This is a genomic window from Oceanobacillus sp. J11TS1 (assembly GCF_018333215.1).
In the GTDB taxonomy this organism is placed as follows: domain Bacteria; phylum Bacillota; class Bacilli; order Bacillales; family Amphibacillaceae; genus Oceanobacillus.
In genome coordinates this window covers 58,921-73,018 of sequence record NZ_BORO01000004.1, presented here as the reverse complement: position 1 = coordinate 73,018, position 14,098 = coordinate 58,921, and the positions used below count along the sequence as shown (strand labels likewise).

The window sequence follows — 14,098 nt, the reverse complement described above, 5'->3', positions numbered from 1 at the left end:
ACAATTTTTTGTTGATTCATTTAACAATAACTATACATATTATATGAGAAATTTTAGGTAAATCTTTTCTATCTAGCATTATTTGAAATTTTTTAAATACATTGTGAATATATATTTAATTAGATAAACTAATGAAAAAAATAAGAAAGGAGATTTTACTCATTTAAGCGCTTCTAAAAATGTGTGAGTTTAAAAAGGGAGGAGTAATTGAATATGAATGCGATTTTAATTGCGTTAGCTGGAATTACCCTGTTTATTTTAGGCTATCGTTACTATTCAAAGTTTGTTGCAGAGAAAATATTCCGATTAGACCCTGATTATATCACTCCTGCGCACCGTTTCAAAGATGGAGTGGACTATGTTCCAACCAATAAATTTGTTTTGTGGGGGCACCACTTCACTTCTGTAGCAGGAGCCGCACCTATCTTAGGTCCAGCAATAGCTATATATTGGGGATGGCTTCCAGCTTTTTTATGGGTTGTTTTAGGGACAATCTTTGCAGCAGGTGTGCATGATTTCGGAACATTAGCTTTGTCTGTCCGTAATAAAGGTTACTCGGTTGGAACCATAGCAGATCGCTTAGTAGGAAGAAGAGCAAAGCTATTATTCTTATTTATTATCCTTATCCTTGTATTGATGGTGAATGCTGTTTTTGCCTGGGTTATTTCGAATTTATTTATTAGTTATCCTGCGAGTGTGTTTCCTGTTTTCCTCCAAATCCCTTTAGCCATCTGGATTGGCTATGCAGCGTACAAACGGAACGTAAGAATGCTCCTGCCGTCCATTATTGCATTAGTCGTCATGTATTTAACGGCAATTTTGGCAAGCAGAGTCGGATTCTTACAAATTGATTTGGTCGGGTACATGGGCGGTGAGAATGGAGCCGGTTTATTCGGTTTGAGTACAGTTTCAACAGCGTTTCTCATATGGATTGTTATATTAATGGTATATGTATATATTGCATCCACGCTTCCTGTGTGGAAGTTATTGCAGCCAAGAGATTTTATTAATTCTCATCAATTAGTAGTAGGGCTGGCAATATTGTATCTGGGATTACTTTTTACAGCCCCGAACATGACGGCTCCAGCAATAAATGAAAGTCCAGATAAGAGCTTTCTGCCGCTCCTGTTCATTACCATTGCGTGTGGAGCGATTTCCGGGTTTCATGGATTAGTTTCATCAGGAACTTCCTCGAAACAGTTGGATAAAGAAACAGATGCACGTTTTGTCGGTTACTTTGGTGCGGTGGGAGAAGGGATTTTGGCGCTTGTCTCTATCCTCGCAGTAGGAACATTTTTTGCAAACACAGATGCATTTTCAGCCGCTTACACTTCTTTTACAGAAGCAAATGCAATCGGGCTGGGAACGTTTATTGAAGGAGCAGCAACATTAGCACAAGGATTGGGAATTCCAACAGATATAGCAACTACGATCGTATCCATTATAGTGGTTAGTTTTGCAGCGACAACATTAGATACATCCGTTCGTCTGATGCGGTATATTATTGCAGAATTAGGCATTGAATATAAAATTCAGCCATTGACAAAGACGCATGTAGCGACAACGATCGCTGTTCTTTCCAGTGCAGCACTTGTGCTAATCCCTGAAGGACCAAACGGTTTCGGATCGGGAGGCTACCTCATCTGGCCATTATTTGGTACTGCCAATCAATTACTGGCTGCCATTAGTTTATTCTTAATTGCTATTTGGTTAAAACGCAAAGGAAGTAATTATATGGTAGCACTTATCCCCATGATTTTCCTTATTTTTATGACGTTATTTGCCATGTTCCAACAGGTTATCTTTGAATGGTCTTGGTTTGGTTCAGGATCAAATATGCTCCTGTTCGTGTTAGGTTCCATTATCTTTGTTTTTGCTATATGGATAGCTTTAACATCTTTCTCAGAGCTGATGAAAAAAATAGAAGACCCATTAAATAAAGACTAGTCTTGCTTCCATTCATATCTTCTAAAAGTGTGTGTTCAAAAAGGAGGATAAAAAGGACCAAGAAGTTCGAGGCGGCGTAGCTTTTGAGTACCGGAACGTATGCAAATAATACGTGAGGAACGGAAAAGCAAGCCAACGAAGAAATTCGAAGTGTCATTTTTACCGGACTTTTTGAACATCCTCTAAAAAAGGTATGAATGGAAGTCAATATATAAAAATAACTATTTTATTTTGTAGAGGTGGAATATGCTGACAGACAAATTAAAACAACTGATTCACTATTATGAGGAAGTAATCAGTTTGCCGCATAAGTCAGAAGTCGCCAGAGAGCTGAGAAACGAGGATGATTTTTTCTTGCTTCTTCTGTATTCTGAAATGTTAGGAATACCTAACCCGGTTTATTATTATACATTGGAGCTATACCCTTACATTCTTGAATCCTTCCATGACTGGCATCTACGAATGGGAATGGATAAATCTCCGCTCAACGGGATTCGATGCTGTTAAAAAATAGATTTGTTTGTCATACATAGAAGGAGGGGTAATGTAGCTTGGGAAAAAATAACCGAATTCTTTTTGTGGGTGGAAAAGGCGGTGTTGGAAAATCCAGCTCAGCTGCTGCGTTAGCAATGGGATTTGCTGAGAAAGGATACCGTACGTTACTTATTTCGACGGATCCAGCGCATAATGTGAGTGATATTTTTCAGCAGTCCATCGGCGGAAAAACCACATATATTGAAAAAAATCTTTATGCACTGGAGATTGATTCCGAAAAAGAGACGGAATCGTATATTCGAAAAGTAAAAGAGAATATACAAGGAGTTGTCCATGTCCATATGATGGAGGAGGTACATCGCCAATTAGATACAGCAAAAGCCTCTCCAGGAGCAGATGAAGCTGCTTTGTTTGATAAGTTGATATCAATTATTTTGGAAGAAGGGAGCAGGTTTGATAAACTAGTATTTGATACGGCACCAACTGGACATACGATTCGCTTGTTATCTCTGCCGGAATTAATGGGTATTTGGATTGAAGGTCTGTTAAATAAAAGGAAAAAAACGAATACGCAATATTCTCAATTATTGCATGATGGACAAGCTGTAGATGACCCGATTTACGATACATTGCAAGAAAGAAAGCAGCGATTCGCTAGGGCAAGAGAAATTTTGTTGGACAAGCAGGAAACATCTTTTTTATTTGTTTTGAATCCAGAAAAATTGCCCATAGCAGAAACGAAAAAAGCGATCCGCCTTTTAGAGAAATTTCAAATAGATGTTCCTTGCGTCATTGTTAACAAAGTATTACCAGATGAGGCTGGAGGTGGCTTCTTTGAAAAACGGAAACAAAACGAAAAAATCTATCTAGAGCATATCGCTGCGGAATTTTCTGCACAAACCATTTTGTATATTCCATTTTTTTCGGAAGATATCACAAATCGTAAACAGTTGAAACGAATGGGAACTTATTTGAAGGAGGTATTAGACAATGAGAGCACTCGTACATGAAAACGGAAGCTTGCATTTGAAAGACATGGAGCTCCAAAAACCAGAAGGGTCAGATGTTGTTATTAAGTTGAAAGCAGCAGGGCTTAATCGCCGCGATCTAACCATCCCTAATCGCAGAAAAGAAGCTGAGGAAGCTTTGATTCTTGGATCAGATGGGGCAGGTATTATTGAAGAGGTAGGAAAAAATGTAACGGATGTAAAGGTTGGAGATGAAGTAATTATTAACCCATCTTTACGCTGGGTACGAAATAGTGAAGCACCGCCAAAAGAATTTGATATTCTAGGAATGCCGGATCACGGGACGTTTGCAGATAAAATTGTTATTTCGGAAGACCAGGTAGAGCCAAAACCGTCATATATGAGCTGGGAAGAAGCAGCTGCTTTCCCATTAGCGGCATTGACAGGATATCGAGCGATGTTTACAAAAGGTCAGCTGCAAAAAGGGGAGACTGTGTTTATTCCTGGAGCAGGTGGCGGTGTGGCAACCTATTTAATCGCATTTGCTAAAAACATTGGTGCGCGGGTAATCACGACTTCAAGAAGTAAAAAGAAAAGGGAAAAGGCTCTGGAGCTGGGAGCAGATATAGTTATAGATACAGCAGATGACTGGAAAGAAAAATTAAGTAATGAAACGATTGATATGGTCATCGATAGTAACGGAAAAGCAACTTTCCAGCGCTCTTTGGCTATTTTGAAAAAAGGCGGTAAGTTTGTCACGTTCGGCGCAACGACGGACGATGTGGTGGAGTTTGATCTACGTTCTTTCTTCTATGGACAATTTAAGCTTATCGGGTCGACGATGGGCTGTAGAGAAGAACTGGTCGCGGCGCTTGAGCATGCAAAGAGACATCAGTTACGACCAGTGGTCGATCGTATTTTTCCTCTGGACCAAAGTTTAGATGCGCTTCGTTATTTAGATGAAGGGAATCAATTTGGAAAGGTCATTATCCGTATTTCTTAAGGAAAGGAATCTAGAAGGTAAGCAAAATTCACTGAAGTTATAGGCAGCAGGAGACTAGCTGGTTACAGGAGTGTCTCGCTGCCTTTTTTATTGTCTAGGAAATTATAATATTGTTTGCGTGTGGATAACTATTTATAGAAAAATAGCCACGTCCAGCTCCAAGCGCCAAAAACTAGGAGACTTCGCGTCGCGCCCTACGATAAGTCATCATCGGTTCGTCACCTCACCGTGATTCCTTTATCTCAGTTACGCCGCTCCAGTCTCTACGTTTTTAAACGGGCGCTCTGCGCTTTTGTTCTTTGGTCAATTAAACAAAATGGGAATTTAATGCTCACGCTTTTAAATAAGGCTTCATTCGTTCTATAGCTTGTTTAAGTCGTTTTTGATTTCGATTGTATAATTCCTTGGCCTGTGGATTATCCGTAGCCAAGGAAAATAATTCTAAATCTGCTTGACATTTTTTCATACTAGCTAATAAGAGAGCAGACTGAGACGGCTCAGGTACTGCGATATGATCATCATAAAGGTCTAGATATAATTGACCTTTATGATCAACTTGACCGAGAAAAACATTATCAACCGTGACATTTTGTTTTTCTAATTCTGCTTCTAACCAAGTTGGATTTAAGGAAGCATTAGCTAAAGGTTCCAATAATATGTTTCCATCAGCGATAACCGTTTGTGGCTCTTTATCCGGCGCTGCGGTCATATTTAAGTCTTTTAACGTAATTGGACGATTTTCTTTCTTTGGAAGAACATTTAATTCTCCAGTTGGTTCTAATACTGCGAATTCTACGTCTGAAGCAAGAAATTGATTATTATCACGTAGTTTTTGCAGCAAATCGTCTGTTGAGTAACCTTCTTTTTTTAAATTTTCCTCCATAATTTTGCCGTTTTGAATAAAAACAGTACTTTTCCCATCTGTAAAATCTCTGATACGCTTGCTTTTTAAAGATAATTTTTCAATCGTAAATGCGGCGATAAACCAGACGAACATAGCAAGTAATGCATAATAAAAACTATTGTATGGATCTACTGTATGGAATGCGGCAATTCCGCCAAGAACAATTCCAGAAATGGTTTCAAATATGTTGAGCTGAGCTAATTGCTTTGCCCCGAGCCACTTTACAAAAAAGAAAAGAACAGTGATTAGAATAATGGAGCGAATAATAATGGATATCCATTCAGGCATTGTTTCCCCTCCTTATGACTTGTATTGCGGTTCTTGTTTGTCGATATGGATAACTTGCTGATGTATATCATGGCGTGCATCCTTAATTAACTGAGAAACCTCTTCAATCGTTGTTTTTAGATCCTGTTCTGTGGTGGAAGCGTGTAATAAATCTAATCCAGCTTCAATGGACTTTAAAGTGGCATAACATGTTTTTACTTCTGATCCTACTGTCATAAAACATCATCCTATCCTTTTGGTTTAAAAAAGAGGGCGCCGATAACACCAAATATAATGGCAGCGGATATCCCTGCGCTGGTTACTTCAAACATACCTGTTACTACACCAATTAATCCGTGTTTTTCTGCTTCTTGCACCGCTCCGTGAACTAAAGAATTACCGAAGCTTGTAATTGGTACAGTTGCTCCTGCTCCTGCAAAATCAATAAGTGGTTCATACCAGCCAATCCCATCTAAAATAGCTCCAGAAACAACTAAAATCGTTAATGTATGTGCAGGGGACAGCTTGAATACATCAAACATAATTTGCCCGATAACGCAGATGAGCCCCCCTACAATAAAAGCCCAGAAAAATATCATAAATTTCCCCCCCTTGCTTCGATTGACACAGCATGTGCAATACAAGGAATTGAATCGTTTTGCTGGACACTTAATGTAGAGTGAAGAGATCCAGTCGCTACAACAAGAATTCTATTTAAATTTCCCTTGATCAGTTCTTGAACAAAATGACCATACGTTACAATGGCTGAGCAAGCTGCCCCACTGCCACCAGCAAGGACAGGCTGATCCTCACGATAAATAGCTATCCCGCAATCCACATATTTTTCAGCCTCAATTGGGATGTTTCTTTCATGCAATAAATCTAAAGAAACTTCTCTGCCGATATGGCCAAGGTCTCCAGTGATAATCAAATCATAATAAGACGGCTCGATTTGCATATCTCGAAAGTGTGCCTCAATTGTATCAACTGCAGCTATAGCCATGGCACCACCCATATTAAATGGATCGGTCATCCCCATATCAGCTACTTTTCCGATTGTCGCAGCGGTAATAACTGGGCCATCTCCATTTTGTCCAAGAAGCGCACTTCCTGCTCCAGTAACAGTCCATTGAGAGGTAGGAGGTTTCTGACCACCGTATTCTGTCGGGTAACGAAATTGTTTCTCGGTAGCTGCATTATGACTGGAAGCGGCACAAAGAATATAGTTGGCTCCTTTTGCATTAATAATGGAAGCAGCCAGTGCTAAACTTTCCATGGATGTTGCACAGGCGCTAAACGCTCCTAAAAAGGGAATGCTGCTTGTACTTGCAGCAAAGGTTGTCGGCGTCATTTGGTTAATTAAATCACCGGCAATTAAAAATTCAACTTGTTCTTTTTCAATTCGTCCCTTTTTTAAAGTTGTCTGCAAGGATTCTTCTAGCATTTTTTGCTGTGCCTTTTCCCAAGAATCTTGCTCAAGCCACATATCTTCATGGAGAATATCAAATGCTTCTGGGATTTTCCCCTTTGCCTCAAAAGGCCCTCCAACTGTCCCAGTCGAAAGGATAGTAGGACGATTTGTAAATATCCAGGATTGATGCCCTTGCAGCATTAGAATCCCCCCCATTGTCTAAGAATTGTTTTAATTATTGCTACGATAAATGCAGAAAACACGCCATAAACAATAACAGGCCCAGCGAGTTTGAGCATATTGCTTCCAACACCTAAAATAAATCCTTCTGATCGATATTCGATGGCTGAAGAGATAACAGCATTCCCGAAGCCTGTAACAGGGACTGCTGTTCCAGCTCCGGCAAACTGGGCAAAGCGATCATAGACACCGAAGCCAGTTAAAAGCATCGTAATAAAGATCAGAGTTGCAATCGTTGGGTTTCCTGCTGTTTGCTCTGTGAAATTAAATTGGTAAATATAAAATGTGGATATAAGTTGTCCGATGAGACAAATCAGCCCGCCTACGAGAAAAGCTTTAATACAATTTTTAAATATTGGCCGCTTTACTTCCCTTTTTTGTTGGAAAGCTTGGTATTGCTGTTGATTTGGCTGTAATTTTTGCTTCTTTTTATCTCCCATTGATAATACTCCTTTCTCATTACCTAAATGAATTAAACCCTATTTTCCGACAGAAAGGATTGAGCCTCTATCCTTATATTTAAGTCTGCTCTTTAGAGAGCTGAATAATTTTCTTCATTTTTTTCTTTATTTCATCCTTTGTTATTGTATTTTCTGCTATTTTCTCCTCGAGCTTGGTTGTTTCAAGACCTATCTTTTTATCTGTTGATAATTCTATGGAGAAATTAGGAAAAGCTTTTTCAAGTTCTTTTTGGTACTTCTTTCTAATATCTTCCAAATTGAAACGTTCATGATGAGGAGTTTCAACGGTAATGAGCAGGATATCTTCTGTATTTACTGCGTGAACTGCTTTAATATCATCTCTGTCCATTAGTAATTCTTTCGCTTTGGTAGCTGCGTCTTGGTGTGAATTTGTAGATATGCGCTCTATATTCGGTTTATCTTGATAAGAAGATTCCTGATGATTGCATCCAACCAAAAATAGAGTTAAGGACAACAGCAGTATGATTATTTTGTTAAAATGCATAGTTTCACATCCTATTCTGATCTGGTATGTAGGGGGAGGCTATACATATAGCCACCCTAGATAACTGTTATTGATTATATTGGGGTTCTTCTTGCATTATTTGCTGAACTCTGGGCTCCAACTGGTCTAAAATACCTTGAGTTTGTTGGGATGCATTTTGATACAGTTGTTTTGCTTGTTTATTATCTGTTTGAAGCGCAAATTGTTCAAGACTTGCTTGTGCACTTTTTAAGCCTGCGATGGTTTGTTTAACTTGAGTACCTATTGTCATTTTCTCCACTCTCCTTTTCGGGTCTTGCACTTATTATTTTTAAGAAAAAGTCATTTTTTATGCTTGTAAACAATTTCCATGGTCTATAAGGGACTAAAGTTAAGTAAGGAGAAGTATTTAAACGAGAGCAGATTTTATAGATAATATCATCTTTTTTTATGCGTTGACCATGAAGTGGAGAAGTCAGGGCATTTGATTTTGAAGAAATAAAGTCAGATGTACAAAAACACGACAGAAGCGCGTTCTGTCGTGTTTTAGGATTTTCTTATTGCTTATTTAAGTTTTTGGATTGGACGAAGGGCCCAACGTCCATTCGAGTTGGTTTTGCGTATTTTTTGTTGATTTGTTCTGTCCATGTTTCCTGTTTATTGTTGGAGCTTCGAGATTTATAATAGTCTTGCATTGTTTGGTCATATTCTTGGATAAAATGCTTTTGCTTTTCAAAAGGAATATATTGGTTTACATGGTACATTGCTGCAAGTGGTAACCGAGGTTTGATATCTGGGATTTCCTTTGGATAACCAATTGCTAATCCGAATAACGGAACGACATGAGATGGCAATTGTAAAATATCGTTGAAGGCTTGAATATCATTCCGAAGACTTCCTAAATAGCAAATACCTAACCCAAGTGATTCTGCTGCAATTGCAGCATTTTGAGCAGCTAAAGCAGCGTCAATCGTTCCAACTATCAGCTGTTCTGTGCTTTCAAGATTGGATTGAAAAGCTTGCGTATGTTCTATACCTTCTAATTGATCAATTCGGTGTAAATCCGCACAAAAAATAAGTAAATGACCATTTTTCTTAACATGGTAATGGCCAGAAACAGCATAGAGTTTTTCCTTAATTGTTTGATCTGATACGCCAATAATACTATATGCCATAACGTTACTTGAGGTTGAAGCGCGCTGTGCGCTTTCTAAAATTGTTTTTATTTGATCATTGCTTAAAGGCTTATCTGCAAACTTTCGAATCGAGCGATGGTTCATTATTGTTTCAATAATTTGATTCATTGGTATATTCCCCCTCTTATTTTGTAAAAATGAATTTCTCTTTAGCAATACGTGAAAAACGCAATATTTTCTAATAAGTGTATCATGAGATTCATCTTGCCTCCAAGAAAATTGCTTTCATATCAGGGGAGTCAAAAGAAAATGTTTTCGTACAATGAAAGCAATAGGAACTATGTTATTATAAGGACAATATAAAAATAAAAAATTATTGACTTTAAAAATAACAAGCAGTAAAATCAGTAAGTTGCATATGGAGGGGAAGTAAATGAAAACATTCAAACTGCGTAAATTAGTCATTTTAGATTACGATAAGGGACTAGAAGGTACAGAAGTGAATCTAATCGACGGCCTTATTATTAACCGAGAAGATGATCAGAATACATGGTTAATTGAAGGGTTTATCGATCGTTCTTATTGGGACTACTTTGAAAATAAACAGCATGAAGAGCTCATGGTCCAAGCAACGATTACAAAAAATACAAATGAACCAGCTTCATTCATCACGAAAATGAAAGAGATGCATGAAATTGGCAATCAAATGAATGTAATGCTCATGGGGAAATTAATTGATAAACAAAAAAAAGATGTAGAAGACCTTTTGACGGCCCTTGTAGAGAAAGGGTATGAAGGTGAAAAGTTAATTAAAAAATTTAAAGAAGTATATTAATTTTTATGGGATATAAAGAAGGGGAAAAAATGAAGAAATCATCTAATAAATACGGGAAAATTGGTAAGTGGTCACCTTTCCAATTGCTTTTGCTTTATTATGCGGCAGCAATTGCGTTATCGACTGTATTACTATCTTTACCTATTTCTCATCAGGCGGATATCGATATTCCTTTAATTGATGTCATTTTTACAGCTGTTAGTGCGATCAGTGTCACAGGGTTAAGCACCATTTCCATCGCAGACTCGTTAAGTACGATTGGGATAATCTTTTTAGCTCTTATGATGCAGCTTGGTGCAGTAGGAATTATGGCGATTGGTACAATGCTATGGATTATGTTGGGGAAAAGAATCGGTTTTAAAGAAAGAAGTATGATTATGACCGATCAAAATCAAACCCATTTTGATGGGATGGTAAGGCTGATTAAAAATATTGTTTATGTGTTATTAACCATGGAAACAGTTTTTTTCATCATCTTAGGATTCTATTTTACAAAATACTATCCTTCTTTCGGAGAAGCTTTTCTACATGGATTTTTTTCTGTAATTAGTGCCGTTTCTAATGGCGGGTTTGATATTACAGGTCAATCGCTGATTCCTTTTCACTCCGATTATTTTGTCCAATCCATTTCTATAGTGTTAATTATCGTTGGTGCGATTGGGTATCCAGTAATTATAGAGGTAAAAGAATATCTATTTCATAAAAGAAAACTTAAAAAACGATTTCATTTTAGCCTGTTTACAAAACTTACAACCACCACCTTTTTTAGTCTGATTATCGTTGGGGCGTTGGGAATCTACTTATTTGATCTAAACGGATTTTTTAAAGGTATTACTTGGCACGAGTCCTTTTTTTATGCTCTATTCCAATCTGTAACAACGAGAAGTGGCGGGCTGGCAACCATGGATTTAAACTTATTATCGGATACGAATCATTTATTTATGTCTGCACTTATGTTTATTGGGGCGTCTCCAAGCAGCGCTGGGGGAGGGATTCGAACAACAACCTTTGCATTGGTTCTTATCTTTTTATACACATTTATTCGTGGTGGGAGAGGCGTTAAAATATTTCACAGAGAGGTTTATGAAGTAGATTTAAATAAAGCTGTTACGGTAACCTTTTTTGCAATTATGGTTGTTTTTTCTTCTGTTATTTTAATAAGCATTTTAGAGCCAATTTCGTTGGATGCTATTATGTTCGAAGTGACGTCTGCTTTTGGTACAGTGGGCTTATCTCTAGGAATTACAGGAGAGTTATCCGCATTAAGCAAGATCATTTTAATGATTCTCATGTTTATTGGACGAATCGGTATTTTTACCTTTCTCTTGGTTTTCAGACGTAAAAAAGACCCTCCGAAATTTAATTATCCGAAAGAGAGGATAATTATTGGTTAAGAGCACTAGTTGCAAAAAAAGGAAAATGTACCATTTCTGAAATGCTGTGAGGGATACATTTGTAAACCATTTTTTAGGATGGCTTCAAAAATTATCTTTCCCAGTGAAAATGAAATGGCTTGTGCTGTACTCTAGCACAAGCCATTGATTTTTTGATTAGCAGTAAAATGCAGCTCCTACGATGATTAATAAAATGAAAAGAACAACAATCAACGCAAAGCCGTTTCCGTAGCCAGTGCCGTAGCCGCCACCATAGCCACCACCATATCCATAGCCCATGCTTTTCACCTCCTGAACTTACAGTATTACTGTATGCAGGTAGATAAAATGTGTATAGACATTTGACCTAGATGATGCTTGAATCAGCAATTGAGAAAGGTCTTGATTTTCTATATATTAAAGGATGAAAAGACCTCGATTAGAATTTTTACTTTATTTTATGCAGGGATATTGATAAGATGGAATTACAATAGAAATCCTAAAATAACAATATGTACATAAGTGAAAGGAGTGCCTAGAATGGAAATGCTTTTCGGTGTAGTATGTTTTGCGATTCTTGTATTAAATATTGGATATTGTCTGATGGATAGAGAATAATATATTTTTTGAAACCTATAAAGTTAAAAAAGCAGAAAGTTACATTCCTCTTCTAATAAAAAGAAGGAATGTAACTTTCTGCTTTTATTGTATCCAGCCAAATTTGCTGAATGGATAAATGACTAATTCAGATTTTCCAATAATATCGTCTCGTGGAATAAGCCCGAGGCCATTACGACTGTCTTTACTTATTAACCGATTATCTCCCATGACAAAATAATAATCTTCGGGTATTTCTACAGGGCCAAAATTATTTGTTTGCGCAATCACTTCATCACTTAAAAAATGCTGTTGATAAGGATCCCCGTCGATAAATAATTGACTATTTTCAATCTCTATTGTTTCTCCAGGTAACCCAATGACACGCTTTACATAATTTTTAGGGGGCTGATGGATGATAATAACGTCGCCCCGAGCTGGTTCATAGATGGAATAAACAATTTTGTTGAAAACGACGCGTTCGCCATCTTGAAGGGTAGGATACATACTTTCTCCTTCTACAATGGAAGTGGCAAAAATAAAAGTCCTGAGAAAGAGCGCAATCATAATAATAATAACAATTGCTTTTAACCAGCCTATCCATTCTTTTTTATGATTGATATTCTCCACATGCTCTCCTCCAAAAGTGAATAATCTCCTTTTATCGTAGCATAGCATGATTAAAGATTCGAGTACAAATTTACTAAATCAAATGATTATTATTTTGAAGGTATATTTCTAAACGATCTAATCCTTCCTTTAAAATCGTCTCGTGGTATGCATAACTTAAGCGCATATAACCTTCCCCATAACTTGAAAAACTGCTTCCTGGAACGAGAGCAACTTTTGCATCACGTACAAGAGAAAGGCCAAGATTAAACGAATTCATGCTGTTTACACGTAACTTCGGAAAAATATAAAAGGCCCCTTGTGGTCGTTCTACCTCTAGATTCATATGGGCCAAGCGTTCATAAACATAGTCTCTGCGCTGTTTAAAAACCTTTTTTATATGTGATGTATGCTGTTGATAAGTTGTCAATGCTTCTAATGCAGCATATTGGCTAATCGAAGTAGCACAGGACACATTATATTGGTGAACCTTTAGCATTTGCTCGGATAACCATTCGGGCGCAAGAGTGTAGCCTATACGAAATCCCGTCATGGAATGAGATTTGGATACACCATTGATAACAATCGTTTGATTTTTTAAACCAGAAATAGAAGCAATGGATGTATGAGCAAAATCAAATACAATTTCACTATAAATTTCGTCAGATAAGATAAATATTTCTTTTCCTTCTAATAAATCAGCTAGAGCTTCTAGTTCCTTTTTGGAATATGCTGCCCCAGTTGGATTGGATGGAGAAGGGAGCACCACACATTTTGTTTTTTCTGTAATCGCATTTGCTAAATTCTCAGGGGTGAATTTAAACCCGGTTTTTGTTGTATCAACATGTACTGGCTTTGCGCCAGCTAAAATAATAAGTGGCTCATAACCAGGATATATTGGGCTAGGTAAAATCACCTCATCATCTGGTGATAAAATCGTACGAAAAGTAATATCAATTGCTTCAGATGCGCCGGAAGTAACAATAATTTCATTTTCCGGTTGATAAGTTACCTCATAATTCGTTTTATAGTAGGTATGGATGGCATCCCGCAATTCAAAAATGCCTTGATTCGGTGTATACGTTGTATAATTATTTTGGATAGCTCCGATACCGGCTTTTTTGACATTATTAGGCGTATGAAAATCTGGTTGTCCAATGGTTAAAGAAACTACATTCTTTTCATCTGAAACAAGATTAAAGAATTTACGAATTCCAGATATTTCAATATTTTTTACATTATCATTGATTAAATGTTTCAACAAAATCACCTTCACTTTTGAAAAAAATAAATAGTTCAATAAATGTTCAAATAATTTGGATTAATAGGGACGATTCTGGGTATAATAGTATGTAACAGAAAGGGGTG

The 14,098-nt window shown here is 37.3% G+C and carries 17 protein-coding genes; 6 read left to right on the top strand and 11 right to left on the bottom strand.

The genetic code is table 11. The features are described from left to right. Nucleotides 1-213: 213 nt before the first annotated feature. The 4 genes from KI343_RS04755 (at nucleotide 214) to KI343_RS04740 (ending at nucleotide 4,413) form a co-directional block, all read left to right on the top strand. Nucleotides 214-1,947 carry a carbon starvation CstA family protein gene (locus KI343_RS04755; RefSeq protein WP_212925295.1) on the top strand — a complete coding sequence of 578 codons (1,734 nt, stop codon included), beginning with the start codon at nucleotides 214-216 and terminating at the stop codon, nucleotides 1,945-1,947. 246 nt (nucleotides 1,948-2,193) lie between these two features. Further along, entirely contained in the window at nucleotides 2,194-2,454 is a 261-nt protein-coding gene (locus KI343_RS04750) for a cory-CC-star protein (protein ID WP_212925294.1), read from the top strand. 44 nt (nucleotides 2,455-2,498) lie between these two features. Next, on the top strand, nucleotides 2,499-3,452 hold the full coding sequence (locus KI343_RS04745; protein WP_212925293.1) for an ArsA family ATPase: 954 nt from the start codon (nucleotides 2,499-2,501) through the stop codon (nucleotides 3,450-3,452). Next, entirely contained in the window at nucleotides 3,433-4,413 is a 981-nt protein-coding gene (locus tag KI343_RS04740) for a zinc-binding dehydrogenase (protein WP_212925292.1), read from the top strand. Before KI343_RS04745 ends, KI343_RS04740 begins: the two co-directional genes overlap by 20 nt. A gap of 331 nt (nucleotides 4,414-4,744) precedes the next feature. Here the strand turns inward: KI343_RS04740 and KI343_RS04735 are convergent, their stop codons facing one another. From KI343_RS04735 to nfsA, 8 genes are all read right to left on the bottom strand, one after another. Beyond that, on the bottom strand, nucleotides 4,745-5,605 hold the full coding sequence (locus KI343_RS04735; RefSeq protein WP_212925291.1) for a DUF421 domain-containing protein: 861 nt from the start codon (nucleotides 5,603-5,605) through the stop codon (nucleotides 4,745-4,747). Between the two features lie 12 nt (nucleotides 5,606-5,617). Then, complete coding sequence (locus tag KI343_RS04730; protein WP_212925290.1) at nucleotides 5,618-5,821, bottom strand: DUF1657 domain-containing protein; 204 nt, start codon at nucleotides 5,819-5,821, stop codon at nucleotides 5,618-5,620. An 11-nt stretch (nucleotides 5,822-5,832) separates the two neighbouring features. Continuing rightward, nucleotides 5,833-6,183, bottom strand: coding sequence for a stage V sporulation protein AE (spoVAE, locus tag KI343_RS04725; RefSeq protein ID WP_212925289.1), 351 nt, complete (start codon nucleotides 6,181-6,183; stop codon nucleotides 5,833-5,835). Next, on the bottom strand, nucleotides 6,180-7,196 hold the full coding sequence (spoVAD, locus tag KI343_RS04720; protein WP_212925288.1) for a stage V sporulation protein AD: 1,017 nt from the start codon (nucleotides 7,194-7,196) through the stop codon (nucleotides 6,180-6,182). Before spoVAD ends, spoVAE begins: the two co-directional genes overlap by 4 nt. Then, nucleotides 7,196-7,675 carry a stage V sporulation protein AC gene (spoVAC, locus tag KI343_RS04715; protein ID WP_212925287.1) on the bottom strand — a complete coding sequence of 160 codons (480 nt, stop codon included), beginning with the start codon at nucleotides 7,673-7,675 and terminating at the stop codon, nucleotides 7,196-7,198. The genes spoVAD and spoVAC overlap by 1 nt, the downstream gene beginning before the upstream one ends. Before the next feature lie 79 nt (nucleotides 7,676-7,754). Beyond that, nucleotides 7,755-8,201: a hypothetical protein gene (locus KI343_RS04710; RefSeq protein WP_212925286.1), complete on the bottom strand. Its 447-nt coding sequence runs from the start codon at nucleotides 8,199-8,201 to the stop codon at nucleotides 7,755-7,757. Nucleotides 8,202-8,268: 67 nt separating this feature from the next. Beyond that, nucleotides 8,269-8,472 (bottom strand): DUF1657 domain-containing protein, encoded by a 204-nt coding sequence (locus KI343_RS04705; RefSeq protein ID WP_212925285.1) that lies wholly within the window; start codon nucleotides 8,470-8,472, stop codon nucleotides 8,269-8,271. A 265-nt stretch (nucleotides 8,473-8,737) separates the two neighbouring features. Next, on the bottom strand, nucleotides 8,738-9,484 hold the full coding sequence (gene nfsA / locus KI343_RS04700; RefSeq protein WP_212925284.1) for an oxygen-insensitive NADPH nitroreductase: 747 nt from the start codon (nucleotides 9,482-9,484) through the stop codon (nucleotides 8,738-8,740). A 265-nt stretch (nucleotides 9,485-9,749) separates the two neighbouring features. Here nfsA and KI343_RS04695 point away from each other — a divergent pair, with 265 nt between their 5' ends. Together KI343_RS04695 and KI343_RS04690 are read left to right on the top strand one after the other, a co-directional pair. Further along, nucleotides 9,750-10,151 (top strand): YwpF family protein, encoded by a 402-nt coding sequence (locus KI343_RS04695; RefSeq protein ID WP_212925283.1) that lies wholly within the window; start codon nucleotides 9,750-9,752, stop codon nucleotides 10,149-10,151. A 29-nt stretch (nucleotides 10,152-10,180) separates the two neighbouring features. Next, on the top strand, nucleotides 10,181-11,545 hold the full coding sequence (locus tag KI343_RS04690; RefSeq protein WP_212925282.1) for a TrkH family potassium uptake protein: 1,365 nt from the start codon (nucleotides 10,181-10,183) through the stop codon (nucleotides 11,543-11,545). A 156-nt stretch (nucleotides 11,546-11,701) separates the two neighbouring features. Here the strand turns inward: KI343_RS04690 and KI343_RS20530 are convergent, their stop codons facing one another. The 3 genes from KI343_RS20530 to KI343_RS04675 all read right to left on the bottom strand — a co-directional run bounded on the left by KI343_RS20530 (nucleotide 11,702) and on the right by KI343_RS04675 (nucleotide 13,991). Beyond that, nucleotides 11,702-11,824 (bottom strand): YjcZ family sporulation protein, encoded by a 123-nt coding sequence (locus KI343_RS20530; RefSeq protein WP_212925281.1) that lies wholly within the window; start codon nucleotides 11,822-11,824, stop codon nucleotides 11,702-11,704. A 402-nt stretch (nucleotides 11,825-12,226) separates the two neighbouring features. Continuing rightward, nucleotides 12,227-12,751 (bottom strand): signal peptidase I, encoded by a 525-nt coding sequence (gene lepB / locus KI343_RS04680; RefSeq protein WP_280530112.1) that lies wholly within the window; start codon nucleotides 12,749-12,751, stop codon nucleotides 12,227-12,229. A gap of 73 nt (nucleotides 12,752-12,824) precedes the next feature. Continuing rightward, nucleotides 12,825-13,991: an aminotransferase A gene (locus tag KI343_RS04675; RefSeq protein ID WP_212925279.1), complete on the bottom strand. Its 1,167-nt coding sequence runs from the start codon at nucleotides 13,989-13,991 to the stop codon at nucleotides 12,825-12,827. Nucleotides 13,992-14,098: the final 107 nt, after the last annotated feature.

Coding starts and splice junctions, on each gene's coding strand:
- KI343_RS04690 (WP_212925282.1), top strand. CDS start 10,181: ATGAAGAAATCATCTAATAAATACGGGAAAATTGGTAAGTGGTCACCT.
- KI343_RS04755 (WP_212925295.1), top strand. CDS start 214: ATGAATGCGATTTTAATTGCGTTAGCTGGAATTACCCTGTTTATTTTA.
- KI343_RS04735 (WP_212925291.1), bottom strand. CDS start 5,605: ATGCCTGAATGGATATCCATTATTATTCGCTCCATTATTCTAATCACT.
- spoVAC (WP_212925287.1), bottom strand. CDS start 7,675: ATGGGAGATAAAAAGAAGCAAAAATTACAGCCAAATCAACAGCAATAC.
- spoVAD (WP_212925288.1), bottom strand. CDS start 7,196: ATGCTGCAAGGGCATCAATCCTGGATATTTACAAATCGTCCTACTATC.
- KI343_RS04730 (WP_212925290.1), bottom strand. CDS start 5,821: ATGACAGTAGGATCAGAAGTAAAAACATGTTATGCCACTTTAAAGTCC.
- KI343_RS04705 (WP_212925285.1), bottom strand. CDS start 8,472: ATGACAATAGGTACTCAAGTTAAACAAACCATCGCAGGCTTAAAAAGT.
- KI343_RS04710 (WP_212925286.1), bottom strand. CDS start 8,201: ATGCATTTTAACAAAATAATCATACTGCTGTTGTCCTTAACTCTATTT.
- KI343_RS04750 (WP_212925294.1), top strand. CDS start 2,194: ATGCTGACAGACAAATTAAAACAACTGATTCACTATTATGAGGAAGTA.
- spoVAE (WP_212925289.1), bottom strand. CDS start 6,183: ATGATATTTTTCTGGGCTTTTATTGTAGGGGGGCTCATCTGCGTTATC.
- KI343_RS20530 (WP_212925281.1), bottom strand. CDS start 11,824: ATGGGCTATGGATATGGTGGTGGCTATGGTGGCGGCTACGGCACTGGC.
- nfsA (WP_212925284.1), bottom strand. CDS start 9,484: ATGAATCAAATTATTGAAACAATAATGAACCATCGCTCGATTCGAAAG.
- KI343_RS04695 (WP_212925283.1), top strand. CDS start 9,750: ATGAAAACATTCAAACTGCGTAAATTAGTCATTTTAGATTACGATAAG.
- KI343_RS04740 (WP_212925292.1), top strand. CDS start 3,433: ATGAGAGCACTCGTACATGAAAACGGAAGCTTGCATTTGAAAGACATG.